Annotated in this window: 17 protein-coding genes; 9 read left to right on the top strand and 8 right to left on the bottom strand. The window is 37.5% G+C overall.

The features are described from left to right. Positions 1-341 precede the first annotated feature (341 nt). From I6F48_RS11135 to ccoG, 4 genes are all read left to right on the top strand, one after another. The gene (locus tag I6F48_RS11135) at positions 342-896 is read left to right on the top strand and encodes a DUF1439 domain-containing protein (protein ID WP_197119431.1); all 555 of its coding nucleotides are present in this window, start codon (positions 342-344) and stop codon (positions 894-896) included. Positions 897-964: 68 nt separating this feature from the next. Then, complete coding sequence (locus tag I6F48_RS11140) at positions 965-2,269, top strand: ABC1 kinase family protein (protein WP_024593062.1); 1,305 nt, start codon at positions 965-967, stop codon at positions 2,267-2,269. A gap of 93 nt (positions 2,270-2,362) precedes the next feature. Beyond that, on the top strand, positions 2,363-3,781 hold the full coding sequence (locus I6F48_RS11145; RefSeq protein WP_197119432.1) for a sigma-54 interaction domain-containing protein: 1,419 nt from the start codon (positions 2,363-2,365) through the stop codon (positions 3,779-3,781). 145 nt (positions 3,782-3,926) lie between these two features. Further along, positions 3,927-5,309, top strand: a complete 1,383-nt coding sequence (gene ccoG / locus I6F48_RS11150; protein WP_197119433.1) for a cytochrome c oxidase accessory protein CcoG — start codon at positions 3,927-3,929, stop codon at positions 5,307-5,309. Between the two features lie 67 nt (positions 5,310-5,376). Here ccoG and I6F48_RS11155 read toward each other — a convergent pair whose 3' ends face one another. Both I6F48_RS11155 and I6F48_RS11160 read right to left on the bottom strand, forming a co-directional pair. Beyond that, positions 5,377-6,297, bottom strand: a complete 921-nt coding sequence (locus I6F48_RS11155) for a M14 family metallopeptidase (RefSeq protein ID WP_197119434.1) — start codon at positions 6,295-6,297, stop codon at positions 5,377-5,379. A 114-nt stretch (positions 6,298-6,411) separates the two neighbouring features. Beyond that, positions 6,412-7,149 carry a hypothetical protein gene (locus tag I6F48_RS11160; RefSeq protein ID WP_024593058.1) on the bottom strand — a complete coding sequence of 246 codons (738 nt, stop codon included), beginning with the start codon at positions 7,147-7,149 and terminating at the stop codon, positions 6,412-6,414. 282 nt (positions 7,150-7,431) lie between these two features. Here I6F48_RS11160 and I6F48_RS11165 point away from each other — a divergent pair, with 282 nt between their 5' ends. Both I6F48_RS11165 and I6F48_RS11170 read left to right on the top strand, forming a co-directional pair. Further along, positions 7,432-10,281 (top strand): UvrD-helicase domain-containing protein, encoded by a 2,850-nt coding sequence (locus tag I6F48_RS11165; protein WP_197119435.1) that lies wholly within the window; start codon positions 7,432-7,434, stop codon positions 10,279-10,281. A gap of 126 nt (positions 10,282-10,407) precedes the next feature. Next, positions 10,408-12,678, top strand: coding sequence for a sensor domain-containing protein (locus I6F48_RS11170; protein WP_197119436.1), 2,271 nt, complete (start codon positions 10,408-10,410; stop codon positions 12,676-12,678). A 79-nt stretch (positions 12,679-12,757) separates the two neighbouring features. Here I6F48_RS11170 and I6F48_RS11175 read toward each other — a convergent pair whose 3' ends face one another. The 3 genes from I6F48_RS11175 to I6F48_RS11185 form a co-directional block, all read right to left on the bottom strand. Then, complete coding sequence (locus I6F48_RS11175) at positions 12,758-13,156, bottom strand: hypothetical protein (RefSeq protein ID WP_024593055.1); 399 nt, start codon at positions 13,154-13,156, stop codon at positions 12,758-12,760. Position 13,157: 1 nt separating this feature from the next. Next, a complete protein-coding gene (locus I6F48_RS11180; RefSeq protein WP_165728862.1) occupies positions 13,158-14,072 on the bottom strand; it encodes a zinc dependent phospholipase C family protein in 915 nt (304 codons plus the stop codon). A 97-nt stretch (positions 14,073-14,169) separates the two neighbouring features. After that, positions 14,170-14,757, bottom strand: coding sequence for a hypothetical protein (locus I6F48_RS11185; RefSeq protein ID WP_165728861.1), 588 nt, complete (start codon positions 14,755-14,757; stop codon positions 14,170-14,172). Between the two features lie 260 nt (positions 14,758-15,017). On the opposite strand from I6F48_RS11185, the gene I6F48_RS11190 reads away from it, so the two are divergent. Both I6F48_RS11190 and I6F48_RS11195 read left to right on the top strand, forming a co-directional pair. Further along, positions 15,018-16,655 (top strand): cyanophycinase, encoded by a 1,638-nt coding sequence (locus I6F48_RS11190; protein ID WP_197119437.1) that lies wholly within the window; start codon positions 15,018-15,020, stop codon positions 16,653-16,655. A gap of 103 nt (positions 16,656-16,758) precedes the next feature. Continuing rightward, positions 16,759-17,007, top strand: coding sequence for a hypothetical protein (locus I6F48_RS11195; RefSeq protein ID WP_007580368.1), 249 nt, complete (start codon positions 16,759-16,761; stop codon positions 17,005-17,007). Between the two features lie 91 nt (positions 17,008-17,098). Here I6F48_RS11195 and I6F48_RS11200 read toward each other — a convergent pair whose 3' ends face one another. From I6F48_RS11200 to I6F48_RS11210, 3 genes are all read right to left on the bottom strand, one after another. Then, a complete protein-coding gene (locus tag I6F48_RS11200) occupies positions 17,099-17,854 on the bottom strand; it encodes a DUF1266 domain-containing protein (protein WP_024593049.1) in 756 nt (251 codons plus the stop codon). Beyond that, complete coding sequence (locus I6F48_RS11205; RefSeq protein ID WP_197119438.1) at positions 17,847-19,949, bottom strand: CDC27 family protein; 2,103 nt, start codon at positions 19,947-19,949, stop codon at positions 17,847-17,849. Before I6F48_RS11205 ends, I6F48_RS11200 begins: the two co-directional genes overlap by 8 nt. 88 nt (positions 19,950-20,037) lie before the next feature. Continuing rightward, positions 20,038-21,696, bottom strand: a complete 1,659-nt coding sequence (locus tag I6F48_RS11210; protein WP_197119439.1) for an Hsp70 family protein — start codon at positions 21,694-21,696, stop codon at positions 20,038-20,040. Between the two features lie 605 nt (positions 21,697-22,301). Here I6F48_RS11210 and I6F48_RS11215 point away from each other — a divergent pair. Next, positions 22,302-23,558, top strand: coding sequence for a tyrosine-type recombinase/integrase (locus I6F48_RS11215; RefSeq protein WP_197119440.1), 1,257 nt, complete (start codon positions 22,302-22,304; stop codon positions 23,556-23,558). The last annotated feature ends 261 nt before the right edge of the window (positions 23,559-23,819 follow it).

Raw genomic sequence — 23,819 nt, forward strand, 5'->3', positions numbered from 1 at the left:
GAATTTGCAGCAGACTGTTTGGTATTTAGGCAAGGCAGAGTCTATGTAGTGTGGTTATTCCCCATAAATAGGCGATAACGCAGCATAAATGCCAAACATGCGCTGCCCTTTGGGTTCTTTCTAGGGACGATTAACTCTTTGTTGCTCGGTTTTGACTTAGCCCGCTAGGTTACAAACCTCACGCCGCGATTAAATCGACCCTAGATTGAACAAATTTCAATCCACAAAGGTCAACACGCCCTAGAACCAGTTTAATATATGCTGGTTACTATTTTAATAAGCCGCTTTAATAGCGGCTTTTTTATAAGCATCATTACTTCATTATAAATAAAAGGGTTCTCATGAGAATTTTAGTTATTATTGCAGCGTTATTTTTAACTGCCTGTAATACCACGCAAGGCATATCAGTATATTCATTTACTAACTCTGAGGTTGAGTCTGTACTTAGTAAACAATTACCAAAGTTAAGTGAGAAAGTAAGCTTAATGGGTTTGCCAGTTCAGTTTGATGTAAACGACTTAAGTGTGAATATTGGACCCGATAACCGCGATGTTGTTGTGCTTGGCGCAGATTCAAGCGCTGAAATTAACGCTTTTGCTTTAAAATACCCAGTACGTTTACAGCTTCAAATTGAAGGCAGCCCATTTTACGACAGTGAGAAAAATGCGGTGTTTTTACGTAATATTAAGTTACTTGATTCGAGTGTAGATGCCGGTGGTTTTAGCGGTAATTTAGGCGCACTTGATAGCCAAGCAATGGAAGTAATTAATGCCTTTTTAGCAGTAAATCCTGTTTATACATTAAATATGGACGATCCTAAAATGGTTTTATTAAGCAAGCTACCGCTTGATATACAAATTGTTGAAGGCGCAATTAAGCTAGTACCTAGTCTATAAGTAGATCGACCTACTTAAAATATACGTATTAATTAGCCTGACTTTCAGGCTAATTAGGTTTTAATATTATGGCGGCTCCTCGTACTGTTCCCACTTCTCGGCTTTCTCGCTTTGCAAAATTAGGCTCACTTGCCACAGGTGTTGCTACCAATATGTTAGTTGATGGCGCTAAGAGCGCGCTAACCGGTAAAGGTTGGGACAATAAAAGCTTGCTACTACAACCTAAAAATATTGAAAAGCTAGCCACACAGCTATCTCATTTACGTGGCGCTGCAATGAAGCTCGGGCAATTACTTTCAATGGATGCCGGTGACTTACTCAGTCCTGAATTAGCTCAATTACTTGCTTTGCTGCGCTCAGATGCCAACCCAATGCCTCATAAACAACTTGTAGAGGTATTAAAAGAGCAATGGGGAGATGACTGGCTAGCGCGTTTTTCTCATATTGAATTAAGACCTTTTGCTGCGGCTTCTATTGGGCAAGTACATTTAGCTTATAAGGAAAATGGTGAGCAACTGGCTGTTAAAATTCAATATCCTGGTATTGCAAAAAGTGTTGTGAGTGATGTCGACAATGTTATTTCGTTATTAACGATTTCTCGATTATTGCCAAAAGATCTTAATATTAAACCGCTTATTAGTGAAGCCAAAGCTCAGTTATTGGCCGAAGCTGATTATAAGAGGGAGGCTCAGTACTTAATACGTTATAAAAATGCATTAGCAACTAATCCCCATTTTAAAGTGCCTAACGTATATCCAGAGCATAGTACGCAGCAAGTACTTACCATGGAATATGTAAAGGCTGAGCCGATTGAGAGTATTATAGAGCTACCTAATAACCAAAAAAGCTTTGTTGCAGCACAACTAATTGATTTGTTTTTTAAAGAGATGTTTGATTTTAAACTCATTCAAACCGACCCTAACTTTGCCAACTTTCATTATCAGCTTGATACACAAAAAATTGTTTTATTTGATTTTGGTGCAACGCGAGAAATATCATCTGAGCTCAGCCGCGCTTATTTGGCCTTATTTAAAGCGGGCAGTGAAAACAACCGAGAAGGCCTACTTAGAGCGGCTTTACACATTGGTTATTTTAAAAATGACTTAGTTGATGAGTATAAAAACAACGTCATTGATTTATTCATAATGGCGTGCGAGCCACTGAGAGCAGAAGGGGAGTTTGATTTTAAAAATAGCGAACTAGCGCTCAAAATTAAAAATGCAGGGCTTGCTCTTAGTGGGCAATCTCAGCAATGGCATACACCGCCCGTTGATGCGCTATTTATTCACCGAAAACTTGCAGGACTTTACTTAATAGCCGCAAGGCTAGGTGCAAAAATAGATGTAAAAACGCTATTTCAGCACTATTTATAGCGTTTTAATTTACACGTAAGTGCATTTTAAGTAATGAGTGCACTTAATGTATAAAATTGCCATAATGCTCGCGATATTTCGCGAGGTGCATTTATGATAAAACAATTTTTAAACGATCCTAAATTATTGCTAAACGCAGTAGGTGAGGGCATATACGGTTTTGACCTGTCGGGTAATGCGGTGTTTGTTAATCCTGCCGCTGAGCGCATGACAGGTTGGTGCGCTGACGAACTATTAGGTAAAAAAATACACCAATATCATCACCATACTCATGCTGATGGCACACCTTATCCCGCTGATGAATGCCAAATATATTGCACCATGTTTGACGGCAAACGTCGTGAAGTTAAAAATGAAGTTTTTTGGCGTAAAGACGGCAGCTCATTTGCAGTGGAATACACCTCAACACCGGTTTATAAAAATGATGAGTTAATTGGTGCTGTAGCGGTATTTCGCGATATATCACTGCAACAACAAACACAAAATGCTTTGCAAGAGGCACTTGAGCAAGTAAATCATTTAAGTGAGCAGCTCAAAGATGAAAACAACTACTTAATTGCAGAACTTAACGAAGATTGGCAAGACTCAGGGCTAGTTGGACAAAGTCATATATTTCAAACCATGTTAGATCAAATAAAACTGGTAAGTGAAACCGACAGCACAGTGCTTATACTTGGCGAAAATGGCACGGGTAAAGAATTAGTAGCTCGTAATTTGTATCGACTAAGCAAGCGTAGCGAACAAGCCTTTATAAAAGTAAATTGCGCCGCATTTACCCCAAGTTTGCTAGAATCGGAACTTTTTGGCCATGAAAAAGGCGCGTTTACAGGTGCAAATGAACGCCGTAAAGGGCGTTTTGAACTTGCTGATAAAGGCACCTTGTTTTTAGATGAAATAGCAGAGCTTCCACTTGAGGCGCAAAGTAAATTACTGAGAGTCCTGCAAGAACAAGAGTTTGAACGTGTGGGTGGCAGCAATACGCTAAAAGTAAATATTAGAGTGATTGCAGCGACTAACCGCGACCTGTGGGAAATGGTACAAAAAGGCACGTTTAGAATTGATTTGTATTATCGGCTTAATGTATTTCCTATAAAAGTACCCGCCCTTAAAGATCGAAAAGAGGATATTCCTTATTTATGCGCTAATTTAATTGCGCAGATAAATAAACGACTGGGTAAACACTTAAAAGGACTAAGTAAAAAAGCAATTACACAGCTGCAAGCCTACAATTGGCCAGGCAATATTAGAGAGCTGCAAAATGTACTTGAACGCGAAGCTATTTTATCTAATCAGGCTGTACTACAGCTAAGTCAGCCTTTGCAAGCGGGTGGTGAAGTAGTTATTAACCCTTCACTTACGCTTGATGAGGCCCAAAAGCAGCATATAACCTCTGTTCTCGCGTTATCGCACTGGCAAATATCGGGTTATAAAGGGGCAGCAGTTAAATTGGGCTTACCTGAGAGTACACTACGCTCAAAAATGCGAAAGTTAGGGATTGCTAAAAATTCGTGATATATCGCGCAGCGCGTTTAATATCGCGAATTCTATTTTACTGCGTTGAAATAAACTGTTTAATATCAATGATATAAATAAAGTTTCAGCTTGGTCTGAAAGTTGCAAATACTTGCATAATACCCGTCATTATGAAGCAAGTACTATGAAGTTTGATATTAAAGAAGAAGACATGATCATTAAGCCCTATAACACCGAAGGGCCAATTTATATCCGCGAGCAAAAAGGATTTTTTCAGCGCATACGCCGTAATTTAGGTTGGCTGTTAATGCTAACTTTTATTGCAATACCGTGGATCCAATATAACGGACAACAAGCTGTGCTGCTTGATGTGGCAACGCAAACTTTTACTATTTTTGGTCTAACACTCCTTCCTCAAGATTTTATGATTTTAGCCCTGCTATTTATGGTGGGGGCTTTTGCATTATTTTTTGTAACTAACTGGCTTGGTCGGGTTTGGTGTGGTTATACGTGCCCGCAAACTATATGGATGCTCATGTTTTCGTGGGTAGAGCAACGCATAGAAGGCACTCGAAATCAGCGAATTAAATTAGATAAATCACAGTGGACGCTAAGCACTTGGCGCAAAAAAATAACTAAGCACAGTGCGTGGATTGTTATTTCAGTTTTAACCGCTACCTCGTTTATGGCATATTTTATTCCGGCAAAAAGTTTGTATATGGAAATGCTTACGTTTGAGTGGTCAGGTATAACGAGCTTTTGGGTGTTTTTATTTGCTTTTTGCACCTACGGTAATGCTGGGTTTTTACGCGAGAAAATGTGCACAATTGCTTGCCCTTATTCTCGTTTTCAGGCTGTTATGTTTGATAAAGATACGTTGCTTGTTACATATGATAACGAGCGAGGTGAAAGCCGAGGACCACGTAAACGCAAAGCTGATCCAAAAGAGCTTAACTTAGGTGACTGTGTAGACTGTAACTTGTGTGTAGAGGTATGCCCTGCAGGAATAGACATTCGAAATGGATTGCAATATGAATGTATAAACTGTGGCTTATGTATTGATGCCTGCGACGATACCATGGATAAATTTGGTTACGAAAAAGGCTTAATTAAATACGCGAGTGAAAAACAAATGGAAGGGGGGAAAACCAATCCATTTAGGTTAAAACTAGTAGGATATGGCGCATTAACGGCTTTGTTAATAATATCGATGTTTGCATGGATGCTGCAACGTACTCCAATAGAAGCCTCGGTACTACGCGACAGAAATGCGCTCTACAGAGTGAACTACGAAGGCTTAGTAGAAAACCCTTACACACTTACTATTATTAATAAAACCCAACAAGCACTGCATTACAGCATCGCTATAGAGGGTTTACCTGGTGCAATACTCTCAAGCCCACGCTCTACACTTGTTCAACCGGGTGTTATGAAAAGCGTACCAGTGACCGTAACAGCCGATGGCTACGACATTGAACGAAAAGTAACTAAACTTAAATTTATAGTAACAGCGCAAGAAGATGCCAGCATCACTATAACCAAAGACAGTCAGTTTTATAAAAACTAAGATTGGTAAAGTTTCATAAAAAATGCCCAAGTAGATATTCTCCTTGGGCATTTTTTATATGCAGTTTTTATTGCGTGTTTGTACTTATATATTTCAGTGCGCTTGTTATAACGGCGACTTGTGCCAAAATACATTCTTCATCTGTTGCAGTTGGGCTATCTGGGTACACTTCTGTAGTAGTTACATAGGGTGCATCAGTAAAGCCCATACATAAACCTAACTCTCGAGCTGCATAGTTAATCACACCAAATTGCTCTTGAGGTACGCCTATTAGCTGGTTGTTTTCATCGCTCGGTGCAATATGAGTGACTTTTGCAACGCTTTCTATAATGACTTTTTGAAACTCCGGCTCAGGCTTTTTGGTATCTGCAACTAAATAAAACCCATCAGGTATGTTCCAGTTATTGTTAGTAGTGCCTTCACGCGCAGCAAGTGCGGGTCTAAATTCACTGTTATCGCTGTCAGTTGTTTCGTGTAAATCAATATGAGCGACTAAGTCTACATCGAGTGATTTTACAAACGCCATAATAGCGGCTGACTCTTGAGCTGGGCTGCCCTCGTAAAATGAGCGGTTAGGATCAATGGCGTCTGGGTTCCAGCGGTTTATAGTTTCATATCCCCAAGGGCTAATGCAGGGTGCAATTATAATATTAAACTGTTCGCAATATTGCATAGCCGATGTTTTAGCAAACCTAAGTGCGCCATGTACGCCACTGGTTTCATAGCCATGTACACCACCGGTGATTAAAACAGTTGGTTTATTAGCATTAAAGTTAGGCGTTTTTAATATGTATAATGGGTAAGTGCCAGCGGCGTAATTAAGCTCGCCGTATTGCTCTATATCTAAGGTGTTTTTAAGATCATTAATTAGCGTTACGACTTCGTTTTGGTAACTGCGTTTAATGTTTTGGCGCGCTAACCACTGGGCTTTATCGTTGTTATTCCATTTTTTGCCAGGTGTGCCAATAGGGTATGTGCTGTTAGTCATAATAAACCTTTATATCAATTGTTATTAGCTCTCCTGTAAATAAGGAGGTCAACTACAATTGGTAGAGTTACTTAATAAAGGCGTAGCTTAACGCTGAGTAAATTAGCGTGCAAATTAAAACGTTAAAGTCATATTTTTTATAGCGCGCGATTGCTGGGATTTAATATAGCTTTGGTTAGCGTATTCACCCGAAATACTACCGAATCGATCGCGTTTTACACTAATTGTTAAATCACACGTTTTACTTTGATCTACTTGCGAGCTGCTAAACATATCTAAACTTTGTAAATTTATTTCAAGGCGAGATGAATTAAGCGCAAAAAATGTTGACTGCAAAAGCGTTTCATTATTATTGGTAGTGCAACTACTGCTAAGTTCTACTTGGCTTGTACTGTTAGGATCAGTGCCATCTAATTGAACTGTAAGAGTACTATTAATACCAAAATTTTGACTGTTACTCGGGGTTAAAATAATAAAATTTAAAGGCAACTCCACGCTCGAATTAGCATTTATGCCATCATCCCGTTTAAATTTTATATCAAACTGTTGGTTATCGTCAGTGGCATTTATATACGCTTGGTAATCAACGTCTAAAAAGTCGGTATCTTTTGTAAGTACAATAGCAGTGCTATTAACAACAGCTTGTAATGAGTCGCTATCGCTTAAAACAATGTTAGAGCCATTAGCATCGCCTGCATTTAGTTCTGCGTTAACACGCGTGCGGTTACCGTCAGAAACTAGTTCAAAACCTGCCCAAATACCTTGTGTTTTTACTAAATCCGACTCTGTTTCTGACGTGCAAGCGCATAATGCTAAAATTAAAGCCGTTGTGGTAATGCATTTTTTAAGCATGTTAGCTCCTTTAAACCACTTAATTAGGCTGTAAATAATTGTTTAATTGGGGATATACCTAACAATTATATGAAGTGTAAGTTTGTATATGTGCATTGTTACACAACAAGCTATCTATAAATGTTTAAATTTGTTAACGGGTGTAAATAAAACATTAATCACCAGGTTTAAAAACTAACTTACCAATTAAATTGTTTACTAAGTAAGCATCGATTTAGCGCTAAATGTATTATAAAAGAGTATGTTACAATTAAGGTAAAGCATATCTTCATATTGAGTATTATGGCGCAGTATATTGCTACTCCAAGTTGGCTAGGCCGTTTTTTTATCCGTATTAAACACGTAACTATTGAACAAGAGCGCCTTGTTGTGCATTTTAGACGTGCTCCCGCGCGGACATTTTTAATTAAAGACTTTTATAATTACTCAATACTTAAAAACCGTTTATTTAGCGCCAAAATTAATTTGTGCGACAGTAGCAATACATCAATTAGCTTTTTAAACAAAGCACAAGCGAACACCTTAAATACTGCCCTTAACACGCGGTTTTCAGTCCTGCTTGAGCAAAAGGTAAATAACGCAAAGATTTCGCTCAAGCGTTATGCTTTAGATGAGTTTTTACGTGATAGTTCCATAAAAACACTTAATAATGATGTGTTTTTGCTTACCAAGCAGTACGCTAAAAGTACAAGTGTGTGGCAACAACACTTATCGCAAAGTAGTATTAAATTTTTAAATATACTGAGCACTACACCCAATACTCACGATGCAATTGCACAGTTGCGCCATAAATATGAAAAAAAACAACTAACTCTTAAAAATGACTTTTTTAATCAAGTAGAGTCAAATCCATTAACAACAGAGCAGCGCTTAGCGGTAATACGCGATAACGATAAAAATTTAGTATTAGCGGCAGCAGGCACAGGTAAAACATCTGTGATGGTAGCAAAGTCTTTAGATTTAATAGCATGCAATATTGCCAAGCCTGAGCAAATTTTAGTGCTGGCCTATAATAAAACAGCAGCAAATGAGCTTAAAGAGCGCTTTATTAAACGCGCCACGCATGCAAAATTGCATACCAAAGCACCCACTATTTTAACGTTTCATGCGCTTGGGCTTAAATTACTACAAAGTGCTAAAAAGCCAATCGAGTTGTCAAAATTTGCAACTGACCCAGTTCAATTAAATAGTTGGTTAACTGGGTGGGTAAGTAAAAAAATACAAACCGAGCCACAGTTTTTAAAAGCATTTGTAGATTTACTCCATGAGCCGATTGATATATTTAGCTTTAAAGATAATGCACAGTACGAGCGGTACGTACGCGATAACGAATACCGTAGCCTTGCGGGTCATAAAGTAAAAAGTTATCAGGAAGTGCTTATTTCAAACTGGCTACATTTGAATTGCGTACCGCACAGTTATGAGGTGAATTATCACTTTAGCCAAGGCGCAGAGCTAAGTGGGCAATACCAACCAGACTTTTATATACCTCAATATGATATTTACCTAGAGCACTTTGGCATTGATAGGCAAGGGAATACACGTGCTGATATAGATAAAAAACACTATAATGAGCAAGTTGCATTTAAGCGAAAACTGCATAAACAAAATGGCACCACCTTACTCGAGACCTTTCATTACAACTGGGTAGAAGGAAAGCTAGAGCAAACCCTCGCAAAGCAATTAAAGCAGCATAATGTTGAATTAACACCTTTAAGTAACGACGAAATATTTCATACTTTAAATAACTCAGGGCAGTTACAGCAAGGCATTGATAAGTACATAAAATGTTTACAAGCTATTCGAGTGGAGCAACTAAATAATAAGCAAATAGCACAGCGCATTAAGCAAAGTGGTATTAAAAATTACCAGCAATATGCAAACTTGTTAGTGCAAATTCATGATGCTTATATAAATGAACTAAACGCGCAAAGTGCCATTGATTTTGACGACATGATTATTCAAGCAACAAAGGCGATAGTAAGCGGAGATTTTAATATTGTGTGGAGCCACATTTTAGTTGATGAGTTTCAAGACATATCAAGCGCGCGTATGGCTTTCATAAATGCCATATTAAAACATGGTAACGGAATACGCTTTACTGCTGTTGGTGATGACTGGCAAGCAATTTATCGGTTCTCGGGTGGTAATTTAGCGCTTACTACACGCTTTAATGAATTAGTGGGCAGCCACTCACTTACTATGTTGCAAAAAACATTTAGATATAACAATAGTATTAGTGATGTAGCAGGGCGTTTTGTAATGCAAAACCCTGAGCAATATAAAAAGCAGATCAGCACACATACACAAGTAACCACACCACAAGTTATTTTATTAGACGATTTATACCAAGGTACTAAATCGATAGAAATAAAAGTGCAGCAGAGCATAAGCACTATTCAAAAAAATGATGCATCAGCGAGCATTGCCATACTTAGTCGATATAGATACATGTTAAATAGCGTGCAGCAGCATTTAAAAGATAAAAAGCATACAAACTCTCTTTATTTTTGGACATTGCATAGTGCCAAAGGGCTTGAAGCCGATTACTGTATTATTATTGGTTTTGAACAAGGTAAATTAGGGTTTCCTAGCGATAATCAAAATAATGTGCTGGTGGAGGCGTTATTACCAGAGCAAGATGAATTCACTCACTCTGAGGAAAGGCGTTTGCTTTATGTAGGTATTACGCGCGCTAAACATAAAGCGTATTTAATTGCAGACCCTTATGCATGCTCAGCGTTTGTAAAAGAACTAGTAGATGACAATTATCCCATTCAAATCGCTTCAACGTTGTTTAATAAGTCGCAACTAAAGCAAAGAGAGTGTAGTACGTGCAGCGACGGTTTAATTGTGCCAAAAACGGGTCAATATGGTGATTATTATAGTTGTACTAATACGCAAATTTGCGAAACTAAATTACGAGTGTGTAAAAGCTGTAGTGGCCCATCGATTGATAAAAACACGTACTCACAATGTGTGAATACAGAGTGTAAAACGCAGCACCCAATTTGTGAAAAGTGTGGTCGCGAAATGCGTAAACGCAAATCTAAGCACGGTGAATTTTTAGGGTGCAGCGGTTTCGCTCTTAAAGAAGATAACTGTAAAAACACTCGAAAAATGAATGTTTAACGGCTAACAAGTAGGTTTACACTTGTCTATTTTATAGAACTATGTAAATAGAAATTACATTCATTAGATTGATTTTAACAAGCTATCAATGTCTAATAGAAGAATGAGCTTTAACTGTTGTTTATTATGCATTTTTTCAATAGATTCTTTTTATTAAATGACCATTATTCAGCCCCTGGTCAGGTTGCTAATTGGCGAATAAGTGCACTGCGCATTATTCTATCATTAGTAATGGTGTTATGTTTTGCTGTGGCGTGCCACACGTACACAAGCGCTATTGAATTTAACTTAATTTATATTGTTGTATTAACAAGCAGCTTTCTTGCTACTGCATGTGGTTTACTTATAGCAAGTAAGCGTTTCTATCACTTTAGCGCTCATGCACTTTTAATAGCCATTGTAGCTGCTAGCGTGTCAATGAACTTATTTTTAACAGACCTAGAGCTTGCTAAAGTGGGCTCTATGTATATGTATTCTTGCCCGATAATCGCACTTATGCTACTTGGTTATAGAACAGCCCTTGCTTATGGCGTATTAAATATTGCGCCGTTTTATATGATCATCAATAACGTTGATGTCTCGGGTTTAACCGGCATAGCTCAACAACTTCCCGACGCGGACTTATACATTACAGGGCTTATATTTTTATTTTTTAACATATGTATTCCCCTTGCTGTAGCACGCACAATTGTGGCTGCTAAGCGTTTAAACAAAACAATGATAAGCGCTAATACACACCTTAAAGACAAAAATGAGCTTTATCGAAGCTTATTCACCGAATCAAATAAAGCCAAAATTATTGTTGACGAAAACCTTGTCATTACTGATTTTAATCAACATGCTATTGATATGTTTGGTATAAAAAAAGAATTAAAAGAAGAATGCGTTAACCTCTCTCATTTATTTCCTACTTTATCTTTTGACGATCCAAATGCGCAAAATAAAATTGTGAAGTACAAAAAAAGCTATTTTAAAGCCAGTTATCAGCAAATAACAATGAGCACAAACTACCGTGTATACGACTTTTACGATTGCACGCAAGAGCAGCTCATTAAACAAAATTTATCGATGATGGAACAAGAAAACAAACGATTACGCTTTAGAGACTCGCGAACAAGGCTACCTAATAGAGAATGGTTTGAACTGCAATGCGATAGGCTAACAAGTAAGTACCAAAAAGGTTTTTATATTGTTGTTGCGCAAAGTGCAAATAGTGAATACTTAAATTTAAAGCTCACTAAAGCCGACTCTCAAGCCTTACTGATTAACGCATACAAGCGTTTAAAAGCGATGCCAGATGAGCCGCTGTTGTGTGCTCATATAGGAGTCGGAAAGCTCGCTTTTATAATTGTGGCAAACTCGCAAAACGAGCTTGAAGATAAGCTATTAATACAAATAAAAAATACATTAGATAAAAAATATAATGTGTTTGGTACTAAGTGTCAGCAATCATTTTTATTTGGTTTTGCAAAGTATCCTGATCATGGAAAAAACAGCGCAACAGTACTTAGCAATGCATGCGAAGCACTTAAACTAGCAAATTGTAATATGGCCCTTAGTGGTTATAACAAAAAACAATCACAAGCTTTTATCGAAAAATACGAAATTTCAATGTTATTAGATGAAGCGCTTCAGCAGGGCGATTTGTCGGTGCACTATCAACCTAAAGTAGATGCAACGGGTCAATGTATAGGGCTTGAAGCCTTAGCGCGTTGGAACAGTCCAATACTGGGTAATGTGTCGCCAGTGGTATTTATTCCTATTGCCGAAGAATACAGAATGGTTAGTCGGCTAACCGACCTGATTATTCAAAAGGTGTGCGCTCAAATTGCCGATTGGACTAAAGCGGGTTTACCGAGTGTGCCGGTGGCAATAAATATATCTCTAATTGATTTTAGCCAAACCGATTTTATGTCAAAACTAGTTAAATACCTTGCCGACTTTAACGTAAAGCCGCCTCAAATAGAGTTAGAACTGACTGAAACTTCCCTTGAGGCTAACCAAGCCCATTCGTTAAAGCTTATGCAAACACTGCAATCGTGGGGTTTTACTATTTCGGTCGATGATTTTGGGGTGGGATATTCTAATATTGCACGCCTTGCCGACTACCCAATTAACAAACTCAAGTTAGATCGCTCATTAATAAGCCAAGTAACGAGCTCAAAGCGTCAAAAAAGTTTAGTTAAGGCAGTACATGCTATGTGTAAAGAGCTTGATATTAAGTGTGTAGCTGAGGGGGTAGAAACCCAAGAACAAGTAGCAATAATGGCGCAAATGGGGTGTAAAGAATTTCAGGGCTATTACTTTGCTAAACCAATGCCAGCCGAAAGATTTGCAGAACATGTTAGCCGCCATGGCTTAGTGTTTAACCCTGAAGAAGTGACAGCTCAACTTTAAATGTATTTAGTGGCCACTATATAGAACATGCTCACCTAAGAGCTATGCATGCTCTATAAAGCTAGCTTGGTTTTATTACCTAATTACAGAGTTGTTGGGCGTTTATAGTTATTTTGCACTGTTGCACAGCTCCCGATTTCCAATGCTGTATGTCTGATTGCGCAGTACAGCCTGCATCTTCAATTAAAGCAGTGTCAGCATCACATAAAAGTAATACGGCGTTATCATCTTGTACATCCACAATAAACGTGTACTCGTTAAAGGGCGTAAGTTTGCTTAAATCGTTATTAACGGCAGCTTTTAATAACTCATCAGTGGATGAATAGGGTGTTTCACTAAACTTTAAAGTGCCGTCTACAGCGGTAGCAATATCTTTTAATTGCGAGGCTAAATCGGCCATTATTTCTGGATTGTTATTTTTTGAAGTGTAACAACCGCTAAGTAATACAATTAAGCTTATGCAGAGTAAGTGTTTCATGCTATTTGCTCCATACCGTCATTGTGTTGTGCTCATCGTAGCCTGTGTCTAGGTTCCAGTTTTTAATTTCACTGTAATCAGTATCTAAAAATACGGCATTGGCAATAATGGTTATATAGTGCTGAATGTTACTAACGGCAAAGTCAAAAATATCGTTGTAATGCATTGGCTCGTGCGGTGTTTTTAGCTGTTCAATAAAAGTGGAGTCTACTTCGTTTGGGCGAGGATAAAACAAACCTAAATCAGCAGCAACATGGCGTGCACAGGCAAATAACCGATAGCTTTCTTCAGCATTATTTACTACAAACTGAAAACCGTTATGCCATGTATTAAAGTTAGGCGTGTGTTGTGCGGCGTAGTGTGGGTGAACTGTTAATAAAGCATGTTGCCAAATTTGTGCAATATCGGTATCAAAATTATCGTCTTTGTTAGTACAAGACCCAATATTTTGTTGTACGCGATCAGCGTAGCCTAACTCACCTAAATTTAAACGTTGCCAAATAAACGCATCTTGGTTCATTTCACAGGTACGGTGCGCAGTTTGGTTTTGCTCATATGGGCCAACTTTTAATTCAACAACTGGATGCACCGTTATATCTGCAGCAACATGGGCCATATAACCGCATAACCAAGCAAAGCACTTTTCAAATGCTTCATCTTCAAGTGTTTTACAGTATTCAATCATGGCTTTAAGTAAATCACCCGTGCGCTCGTAATGCATTAAATCGGCCCATGCATTTTGGCTAGGCTGCGCTACAGCTAAATAAGGGTAATCGGGGGCTACACAACCTAGTTCAAGGTATGCTTGACGTTTGCTTAAAATAAGTTTTGCCTTTTTAGGCATATCCATTTTAGTGAGTGACTTGGTTTGCGTTGCAATATTAACCGCAGTAATGTGCGCAAAAGCACCTGGCATTGTCATATCCCTATGATTTATAAATAGGGGTACAGATTAACATTGAGACAGCGTTAAATAAAGTTAACTAAATGCAAGTATAGGGTGGTTAAGGCTATTAAATTAATTGTTCAACTAATTGGCCGTTTTCGTATAATTTAGCAAATTGACGTTTGTGCTCTTCAAAAAGATAAGCTCTTAGTTGCTCTTGCCCGCTATGAATTTGAGTTATTTTTGCTGCAATCCCTAAGCTACTTTGCCTAACGGGTACTATATCCATTGATATACTTTCTTTGTTAGGCAAGTTAAAGCTCATGTGCTGTAATTTGTTTAAGCTTTTTCCATTTTTCAATGGTTTTAAAAATATGCCCGTACTGGAAATTGATTCAATATTAAAACCTTGGCTTTTAATATTTAGCTCACTCCAACGCCAACTTCGCTGAGTGCCCTTTGTATCAATTACCTCTGGTGCGCTCAAAGTGGGGTTAATTACACCTAACTCATCAATTTTTAATTGCAGGGGAAACCAAAGTTGGTAATTAGCAACTTCAGCAAGCAAAGTTAAATTTGCATGGGTAAAAAGGTGAGCAATACTCGCGGGTACAGAGCTTTTCATTGTAAGCATATGATTACGGGGAGAGCGCTGCTTTGTATTTGGTTTGAATAACTCAGCTAAAAAATTTACCTCTTCATTAGAAAAGTCCATATTCCACCTCAGTTACTAAAACAATGCACCACCGTAATTTAAACAATGGATTTGATCAATAAATGCTCGGTTTAAATTTGTTTAGTCAATATTTGCGAGAGTAGCTGGCAAACTAAACAATGTATTTAAATGCAGTGCTTAACCCTATCGCTTTTCAGAGACTTGAATTATTTAACATTTATAAAAATATATTTAGGCTCAAGTGGCTAGCTGTTAAACTGCAACACATTAGTTTTATAATTTATATTAGAGTTTACATTATGATATGTGCGTTTTTACGTAATCAACAGCCTAAATTACGAGTTATGTTAGTGGCGTTACTGGGTGCTGGTTTTTCAATAAATGCAGTGGCTCAAGAGCAAAACCAAACTTTAATTTTAGTGGGCTCAGAGCTTGCAACTTGTACTAGCGCAAAGCTTAATAACTGCGAAAAAGAGACTGTTGTTGAAGGTAAATTACATAATCTATATAGGGTTAATAACTCTCAAATAAAAAACATCACACAGCACTGGCCTAATAATAACGTTGAGGCAAAAACGGCTGTATTAAAAACACTTAAAACCTTGCTAGGTAAATCGTCAAATAGCGTATCTAAAACAGATTTATTATGGCTATGGCGCGATATAAATAACCAGCAATTAGAAAGCCTGACTCAGCAAGAATACAACTTTGTATTTGATATGCTAGAAGTGCCGCTACTTGATAAAAACGGTGAGCGCTTAAAAGAGCAAGTAAATACCGATTTTAATATTGAGGTCGCGACTAATAGTATTTTACAATTTGTGTCGGGCAGTTTAAAAGTTAATAACGCAAAACCCACCATGCTTGCTATTACGGCATCGAGCCGCGACCCTTATGAGTCGGCAGATGTAGCGCAGAGTCTTTTAGCACAATCAAATATAAGCACTCAATGGTTAGCACTAACGCCAGCACTTGCTAAAGCGATTACGAGTAACTCGTGCGATGAATTACCCGCTCTCAGAAATACATTAATGAATGTGTATAACCGGGAAGCAATTTATCCAGAGTACACAAAGGCCGAATACGCTTTATGCAAAAGTGGCACTAATGCACTTGTATCACTTATTAAAAATAGTACCGGTGTGATGTTTAATAGCGGTAATGCAGCATTAACTCACAAGGTATTATTTGATCAAAACAATAATCCATACCCGTGGACGCAAGCATTGCAAACTCGCCCAGTAATTGTAGGTGAAGGCGCGGGCGCAGCAATCCAAAGTAAAGTGACGGGTATGCTTACAAATACGACAAGCCTTGAGGCACTTCGTAAAGGTGAAAATAACACTAATGCTGGTGGACTTGGCAGCTTTAATTTTGGTGTTATAGATACTCAATTTAGCGAACAAAACCGCACGTTTAGACTCGCAGCTGCGCTAAATAATAGCGAAGCGAGTAATACTAAAACACAAATGCAGCATGGCTTTGGTATTGATGAAAATACAGCTTTGGTTGTTATTAAATCGCCAGAAGGTAGTTTAATAACCGTAATAGGCAAAAGTGGTGTAGTGCATTTAGCTAACCAAGGTAAAGCACCACCTGAGAGTAAGAGCTATAGCTACTCGTATTGGCCTACAAGCAGTGTAATTGAAATTACCAATAACACGTTTACTCTAAGCAAGCGCACAATAGATGAGGCGTTACCCGCTATAAAAATACCGCCACTGCCAGTGCAGCGTTTTGGCTCAATTTTAACAAATTCAAAACTGCGATCACTTACTCAAGCGATGTGCCTAAGCCAAGAGCAAAGTGCGGTAGCCCAACAAGATGAGTTTATAATTAGCCTTACTGCAACGAGTGACACGCAGTATCATCGCGTTAATGCAAAAGAGTTTGGTTGTGCGCTAAGCAATTTAGAGTTAGCTATAAAGTCGATTTAGTTACTAACCTGAGCCAAGGGTTTAAGTTTTTGGCTCTTCTCTATAAAATAGCCACCATAATGATTTAAAAGCCTAGCCAAGGCCTTACTAAAAGAGTTTTAAAATGAATAATGAAAATGACGTAATTGATACTTTAGCCGAACTAGAAAGCTTTTTAATAGATGTCGAAAACGGTGGTTTTGGACTTAAAGGTGTTGCCGGTGTTGGTATGGCTACTAATAACAAAGATGGCAGCCGTTTTGTTGCTGTGTTTGACGATAATCAAAAGCTACTTTTAGCACGCATGATTACAGAAGACGTATTCCAAACAGGCCAAGACATGGTACGTAATGGTGTAGGACGCAAGCACTAATACTGATACTAACTAGACTGAATAACTCTGCTGCAAAAGGAGTTATTCAATCTGTATTTATAAAATCAAAATATTGTAGTTTCAATTGGGATCAAAAGTCTATTTTCCAATCTAATTGGCACCATGGGTGCTCGTCATCAGCTAATATACTTTGCAATGTAGCAGCCGTATCATTTATTTTTTCAAATAAATCATGACTAAAATTAAAATCAGGGTTTGGCTCGCTGTACATTTCTTGAGTTTTAATTTTCTGCCATATACATCGACCAACCACATAACTAGTTGCATATTCTTGCCAGCTAACAAATAAGGTCTGTGCCAGTTTTCCAATATGCTTGAGGTAACACCATGCTTCTTCTTCAGTTAAAAAATTAATGGTAACACCACAACGACACAAAAAAGCATAGCGACCAATATCAAAAGCTCTAATACCACAACGAGCCAGTGAGATTTTATGTATTCCTGCCCAGTCAGACATAATACCTATAGGCGTATTTTGATAGGCGGTAAATTTATCTTCAATGTTGTATGTTGCTAATAAATCATTTCTGGTGAGTTCAGCCATGCAGCTCATAAAAACTTGGCTATTTGACGTGTTATAAAAAACATTTAAAGTTTCAATCAATTCTTCTTTTGTTGTAACGCCATAACCATTATCTAAAATACTTAAATTTCCTTTAGCAATAGCCTCGTCAGTATAGTTTTTATTATGATGTTTTAGGACATCCAATGAATAGCCATTTTGCATTGAAAGGTGCCCTGAGAGGCTAATAAGCCATAATTTTTGCTCTGAGCTTAAGTCCGTATCATCCTTAATTACACAAGGTACTTCACTTTGATTATGCATCTACAATCTCCTTTGTTGTTTGTAGTTTTAAGCATATATCGTTGTAATTAGCATGCATTGGTTGCCCAAGTTCAACGAGCTTTTCACAACACTCCACTGCAAATTCAAGTGAGTATATCCCAAGCCTCTGATCACCATATTTATCTGCAGCTAATAGTAATACGGGTATTGCTTCATTATATTGATCTAACGCCGCTAGCGATCGGCCTTTGTAATAGTAAGCTTGTGGTAAATTAGAAAACTCGCTAATTGCAATGTTTACAAGCTTAATACAGGTATCAAAATCATCTATATCAAAAGCTAAGTGAATAAACTTTAAGCTCCAACTTGGTTGGTGTGTGATTTTTGGCATAGCTTGTTTAATCGCATAAATAGCGGCTTGTTTTACTTGCTTCTTAACAGCTTCGTTTTCGATATTTACTAATTTAGCCATTAACGCATGTAGCATTGCCCAAGCATATTGCTGTTTATACTCTAAATCTGGATATAGGGCATAACCCATTGGTTTAGTGGGTTTTCCATCATGGTCAGTCGCTGGGAGATCTAATGTTTTGAGTTCTAATTGTGAGTATATATTCTCTTGTACAGAACCTAGTACACGAGGGGTTTTGTAAAACTTATTAGGAGATGGCTGTATTTTTTTAGCTATAGTTTCCATTATCAAATTAAAATCAATTGAGTCTGGGCAGTAGATAAATAAATCAACGAGTAGTGGCCAAGGATCTACCAGCTTTTGTAAATGAAGATTCATAAAGGCGATAAAAACGTCAAATGCTTCATCTAAGCGTTCTAGCTTAGCAAGGCATAAAGCTTGCAAATAATTACAATTAGCGTCAAAAACCAAAGAGTATGTTTGAGTCGTTATTAACGCATCTTGATAGCGACCATTTTCAAATTGCAACGTCGCTATTTTAAGCGCGTTACTTTCCTCATTTTTTTTAAGATCTTTTATGTAGTATCGACGAGCGATAATCAAAGCAGAGCGAAGGTCTATTTCCTCAGGACGAATATAAAAATAAGAGTTTAAAAATATATAAGCTTTTTCATAATCTTTAAGGTGCAAATAACACAGACCAATCTCTTTAGTCATCTTCATCGCATAAAAACTTTTTATAAGTTCTCGCTGCGCAAGATAAATAGTGAGTGCAATATCATAGTTTTCAAGCTTAAATTCTGCGTGTGCTTGTAAATCTCGCAGGTGTTCTATGCTTGCATCGGTAGGTGGCGGTAACGAGCCAACTAACTTACTGATTTCTGTGTATGCATCCAATGTCCATAAATAGTTAGCCACATAAAGATAAAGTGACTCGTCATTATAAAATACCAAATTGACTCGCTGCATTAATATCATTAGCTGCTTTGCTGTCAGCTTAGAATATATACATTGTTCTTCTATTAAGTTACGTAACTGAAGATGCTGATGCAGTTGTTCAAAGCTAATATCCTCATCAATATTTGATGGTGAATTTATGCGCAGTGGTAGGCTCTGGATATAATGGTGCAGTGCAATAGCAAGTTCACGGTAGTGATTATTTTTACTAGTGACGAGTTCGCTAGAGATTTTTATACTCTCATCTAAAAACTTAAATACCGTGGCAGATAAAAAGTAATGCTCTGACAAGAAATCAATTAAAGTGAATAAGACTTGCTGACTTTGATCAACATCCCAAAATAATGGGGCTGAAAATAATAATTTCCATTGTTCAACATCGCTACGAGATGACACATTACAATATAATTCATTGAGCGCTATTTGCAGCTCTGCAATAGAGCGAACACAATTGAGTTCAATTGGTTGAGGCTTAACAATTTCAACTTCTGTAGATGCAGAGGAGGGCGCTTCTTCATCAAAAAATGACTCGTTAGTAACCCCTTGTTTTTCGTACTCGTCTTCAAATACTTGATTGGGTGCTTTGTCTTCATTTTGAGTAGGTTGTTTAGCCTCTTTAATGGCTAACTCGTATGCTTTGCGTAAATCTTTAAATTCTTGAGGGAACTCAGCTGGCGATGTTTTTTTTAGCAGCTCTGTATAAGCGAGTTTAATAAGGCGTTTATCTGTTGTGGCTTCAATGCCTAATATTTTCCAATGGTTCATTACTTCACTCTTTATTTAATGCATGTAATTTTTTAACTGAAACTATTTTTTATTAGTTAACTTTAATAACTAACTTTAATAGCTAATTTTAATAACTAAGATAGCGCTTTATATTTTCGATCATACGTTCTATTTTGTGGTTATCGTGTGTTTCCAATACTTCCATAAATTGGCCAATCGCCTCGCCAATTTCACGCCTTTTATCTCCTAGGTTTTCTTGAAACAAGCGCTCTAATTTTGCTTTAAATGCAGTATTTACCAGTTTATCTTTAGGCAAAACCTTAAGTGCGTTAAGTCGTGCAAAACGTTCACGCAATTCACTTTCGCTCAGGCTTTCTTCATTTTCACCTACATAAGTACGGTATTTTTTGCCACTTGCAACATTAGTCACTTCAACCTCAAGTACACCATTCAGGTCGTAGGTATAAGTTAAATATAACTCTTGTACTATATTTAACTGCTCAAGCTCTATTTCTAAATCACCTAAAAAAACATTATCTTTAGGGAGGTAATGTTCACCTTGGTAAATTTTAATTAGGACTTTTTCTTGTTCTGGGTGAGCTGAATAAACAGAACGAGTTTCGCTTACGGGAATAGTTGCGTTACGCTCTATAATAGGTAAAAACTCAGACTGACCATGTTTATTATTTACCTCAACTCCTAAAGTGAATGGGCAAACATCAGTCATTATTACATCTTTTAATTCTTTATCACGTGCGCTCATACCTGCCTGAATTGCAGCACCGGTGGCAATAGCATGGTCAGGGTTATATTGGGTTTGTGGTATACGTGAAAATACACGACTAATTTGCTGCTGAAAAATAGGCATACGTGTAGCGCCACCAACAAGAATAAGCCCATCAACGTCTTCAAGTGTTAAATCGGCGTCAGACATAGCACGGTTAATAGGAAACTTAATACGTTCTATTAACTCGCTACACAATGTACGGTAATCTTCGAGCGTGAGAGTATATGGGTATGTTTTTTCTTTATATTCAAAGTTAAAACTCGCTACTGGCTCGTTAGTTAATTGGCACTTTAAGCGCTCACACAAAGACCAAATATTACGATTTTCACTATCTGAGAAAAAACCTCTGTATAAATCATTTTTCTTATAAAGGTCTTCTTCAATTACGTTAGTAAAGTCGTTACCGCCTAGGTAGTTATCACCTGCTGAGGCGTGTATTTCAAAAATATCGTTAAACACCTCAATAACCGACACATCAAATGTACCGCCACCAAGGTCCAGTACTAAGTAAGTTTGCTCACAGTCTTTATTATCGAGCCCATAAGCGAGTGCTGCGGCGGTGGGTTCGTTAAGTAATCGCTCAACTTTTAAACCTGCAAGCAAAGCGGCTTGTTGCGTTGCTTGGCGTTGTTTATTATTAAAATAGGCAGGTACCGAAATAACAGCCTCAGTGATTGGCTCTTGCAAATAATGTTCGGCTTGCTCTTTTAGGCTTTTTAATAAAATGGCAGATAATTCCGTTGCGCTATAATTTTGTTCGCCCAATGAAAAGGTTTTATCAGTGCCCATAAAACGTTTAAATTCTGAAATGGTATGTGCAGGGTGTGTTGCTAATCGATCCCTAGCGGCTTGGCCTACAAGAATATAATTGTCTTCCGACAAGCCAACAATTGAATGGACGAGCACATTGCCCTCCATATCTGGAATTAGCTTAACGGCGTTATCTTGCCAAATTCCAACTACGCTATGAGTTGTACCGAGATCTATCCCTATCTTCATTTTATTTCCCTTACAGAATGACTTAAATCATCGCTATGCTAAGTTACTTAATACAGAACCTTAAATTCAACTTAGTTTCGCACCGATATCATTGTACAGTTTAATTAAAAACCTATTATTAATATTTGATTGAAAATTATACGCTTAACTTTATTTTATTAAAATAGATAACGTTTTTGGTGAGAGTAAGAGGTCTTTAAAACAAGACACAGTGGTGCAGTGTAAACAGGTTGGTATTAAGATTAATAATAAAAAAATATGAAGTAGATATACAGTATTATCGAATTGCTGGAAGTAAAGTTTACTGATGGTTAGGTTTTGATTAACGAGGGTTGTTGTTTAAAAAGGAGTTAATTGGTCGGTATGGAGAGATTCGAACTCTCGACCCCTGCCACCCCATAAAAATCACCTGTGCTTTATCGTGTACAAAAGTGGCTAAAAGTGTTCTACAGTGAAGTATTCAAAGTAATTGTAAGTTATTGCTATTGAAAGGATTAAGCTTTTAAATTATACCTAGTGAACAAACGTGAAGTTTAGTGAGCTCAAATCAGCTCGTGCGATAACTGTGCGACAAAAGTTTTGACTTAACTCTAGGTGTGCGAAAAATGGCGTCAATCAAAGTAAAATTAACTGAATCTATACTCAAAAATATCCCTTTGGAAATTACCAAAATCAATGACACTGAGATCTCCGGTTTTTATTTAAATATTGGTAAGCCAAGTAAAGAAGGAAAGCGCTCACAGGTATATTATCTGTATTACCGCCTAGGAGGCCGAGGTTCGAAAGAAAGAAGGTTAGCCTTAGGCAACTCATCTGTAATAACAGTGAGTGAAGCTAGACAGCTTGCTAAGCAGTATATTGGTGATGTGTCGCGCGGTATTGATGTTTTTTTACAAAAAAAGAAAGCAGCGCTGATTGAAAAGCAAGAAAGCACCTCGCCTACAATCGCTGTGCTTGCAAATGAGTTTATTGAAAGAGACATTAAAGCCAACCGAAAAGGTGTAGACCCAGTAATTAGAATGTTCGAAAAAGACATTCTGCCATTTATTGGCAATTATAAACTTAAAGAAATAACCCGCCGTGAAATTTTTAAAAAAGTGCTTGATCCAATAACTGATAGAGACTCTAAAACGCAGGCTAATAAAACGCTATCCATCCTTAAGCAAATGTTTAATTTTGGTGTTGAGCGAGATTTAATACAAGGTAACCCAATAAGCACAGTTAAAAAGAAGAGCGTGGGTGGCCTCGAAAAATCTCGAACCAGAGCGCTAGAGTTTGACGAAGTGATTCAAGTTTTTGAACGCTTACCAAAGCTAGGTGTTAGCCAACAAGTTATTTACGCATTGAAATGTATTACTTTAACAGGTTGTCGGCCAATAGAAGTTACAGGCGCACAGTGGCAAGAATTTGATTTTGACAAAATGATATGGACAATCCCAGCCGAGCGCGTAAAACAAAACAAAGATGGCGAAAGAACCCATAAAGTACCGATTACTCAAAATATGGTTATTTTGCTTGATGAGTTACGGGCAGCATTTGGCTATCTCAATTCTAAATATGTATTTCCTAGTACAACAACTAACAAATCAGGCCCAGGTGAGCAGCCTATTGATAGGCATTCATTATCGCGCTCTATAAGTCGTAAACTAGAGCAATTAGGAGTACCAAAATTTGTACCTCACGATTTACGCAGAACAGTCGCGACTCGTTTAGGCGATACTGATATTGGAACAGACCCAATTGTGATTGAAAAAATACTAAATCATCAATTACAGGGAGTTCAGAGGGTTTATAATATGCAGGAGTACATGGTAGCTAGAAGAAAAGCTTTGGAGGAGTGGGGGAGGAAAATTATTGAGTAAATATAAAGTTAGATTATAGGCATGTCCCATTTTTATAAAATTTAATTATAACAGCTAGTTATAATTAAGAAGTTAATTTAAGAATTTGGTGGACTTAGATAAATTATTAGAGTCTAATCTTGAAAAGATAATGCTTACGGTTGAGCTAATCGTAAGCTATATGACCCTTAGAAACTGCTTCCACATAAAGCAGCAATAAGCCAACATTATGATTCATATAAGTCGTAGAGCTTTTTATATCACATACTGTGAAATAATAAG

The sequence above is a fragment of the Pseudoalteromonas sp. SWYJ118 genome (assembly GCF_015864505.1).
Taxonomy (GTDB): domain Bacteria; phylum Pseudomonadota; class Gammaproteobacteria; order Enterobacterales; family Alteromonadaceae; genus Pseudoalteromonas; species Pseudoalteromonas arctica.

Bases quoted from the DNA above. Each gene is read 5' to 3' on its own strand.
- I6F48_RS11195 (WP_007580368.1), top strand. From the start codon at position 16,759: ATGAATAATGAAAATGACGTAATTGATACTTTAGCCGAACTAGAAAGC.
- I6F48_RS11180 (WP_165728862.1), bottom strand. From the start codon at position 14,072: ATGCCAGGTGCTTTTGCGCACATTACTGCGGTTAATATTGCAACGCAA.
- I6F48_RS11210 (WP_197119439.1), bottom strand. From the start codon at position 21,696: ATGAAGATAGGGATAGATCTCGGTACAACTCATAGCGTAGTTGGAATT.
- I6F48_RS11215 (WP_197119440.1), top strand. From the start codon at position 22,302: ATGGCGTCAATCAAAGTAAAATTAACTGAATCTATACTCAAAAATATC.
- I6F48_RS11135 (WP_197119431.1), top strand. From the start codon at position 342: ATGAGAATTTTAGTTATTATTGCAGCGTTATTTTTAACTGCCTGTAAT.
- I6F48_RS11200 (WP_024593049.1), bottom strand. From the start codon at position 17,854: ATGCATAATCAAAGTGAAGTACCTTGTGTAATTAAGGATGATACGGAC.
- I6F48_RS11140 (WP_024593062.1), top strand. From the start codon at position 965: ATGGCGGCTCCTCGTACTGTTCCCACTTCTCGGCTTTCTCGCTTTGCA.
- I6F48_RS11145 (WP_197119432.1), top strand. From the start codon at position 2,363: ATGATAAAACAATTTTTAAACGATCCTAAATTATTGCTAAACGCAGTA.
- I6F48_RS11165 (WP_197119435.1), top strand. From the start codon at position 7,432: ATGGCGCAGTATATTGCTACTCCAAGTTGGCTAGGCCGTTTTTTTATC.
- ccoG (WP_197119433.1), top strand. From the start codon at position 3,927: ATGAAGTTTGATATTAAAGAAGAAGACATGATCATTAAGCCCTATAAC.
- I6F48_RS11155 (WP_197119434.1), bottom strand. From the start codon at position 6,297: ATGACTAACAGCACATACCCTATTGGCACACCTGGCAAAAAATGGAAT.
- I6F48_RS11175 (WP_024593055.1), bottom strand. From the start codon at position 13,156: ATGAAACACTTACTCTGCATAAGCTTAATTGTATTACTTAGCGGTTGT.
- I6F48_RS11160 (WP_024593058.1), bottom strand. From the start codon at position 7,149: ATGCTTAAAAAATGCATTACCACAACGGCTTTAATTTTAGCATTATGC.
- I6F48_RS11205 (WP_197119438.1), bottom strand. From the start codon at position 19,949: ATGAACCATTGGAAAATATTAGGCATTGAAGCCACAACAGATAAACGC.
- I6F48_RS11185 (WP_165728861.1), bottom strand. From the start codon at position 14,757: ATGGACTTTTCTAATGAAGAGGTAAATTTTTTAGCTGAGTTATTCAAA.
- I6F48_RS11170 (WP_197119436.1), top strand. From the start codon at position 10,408: ATGCATTTTTTCAATAGATTCTTTTTATTAAATGACCATTATTCAGCC.
- I6F48_RS11190 (WP_197119437.1), top strand. From the start codon at position 15,018: ATGATATGTGCGTTTTTACGTAATCAACAGCCTAAATTACGAGTTATG.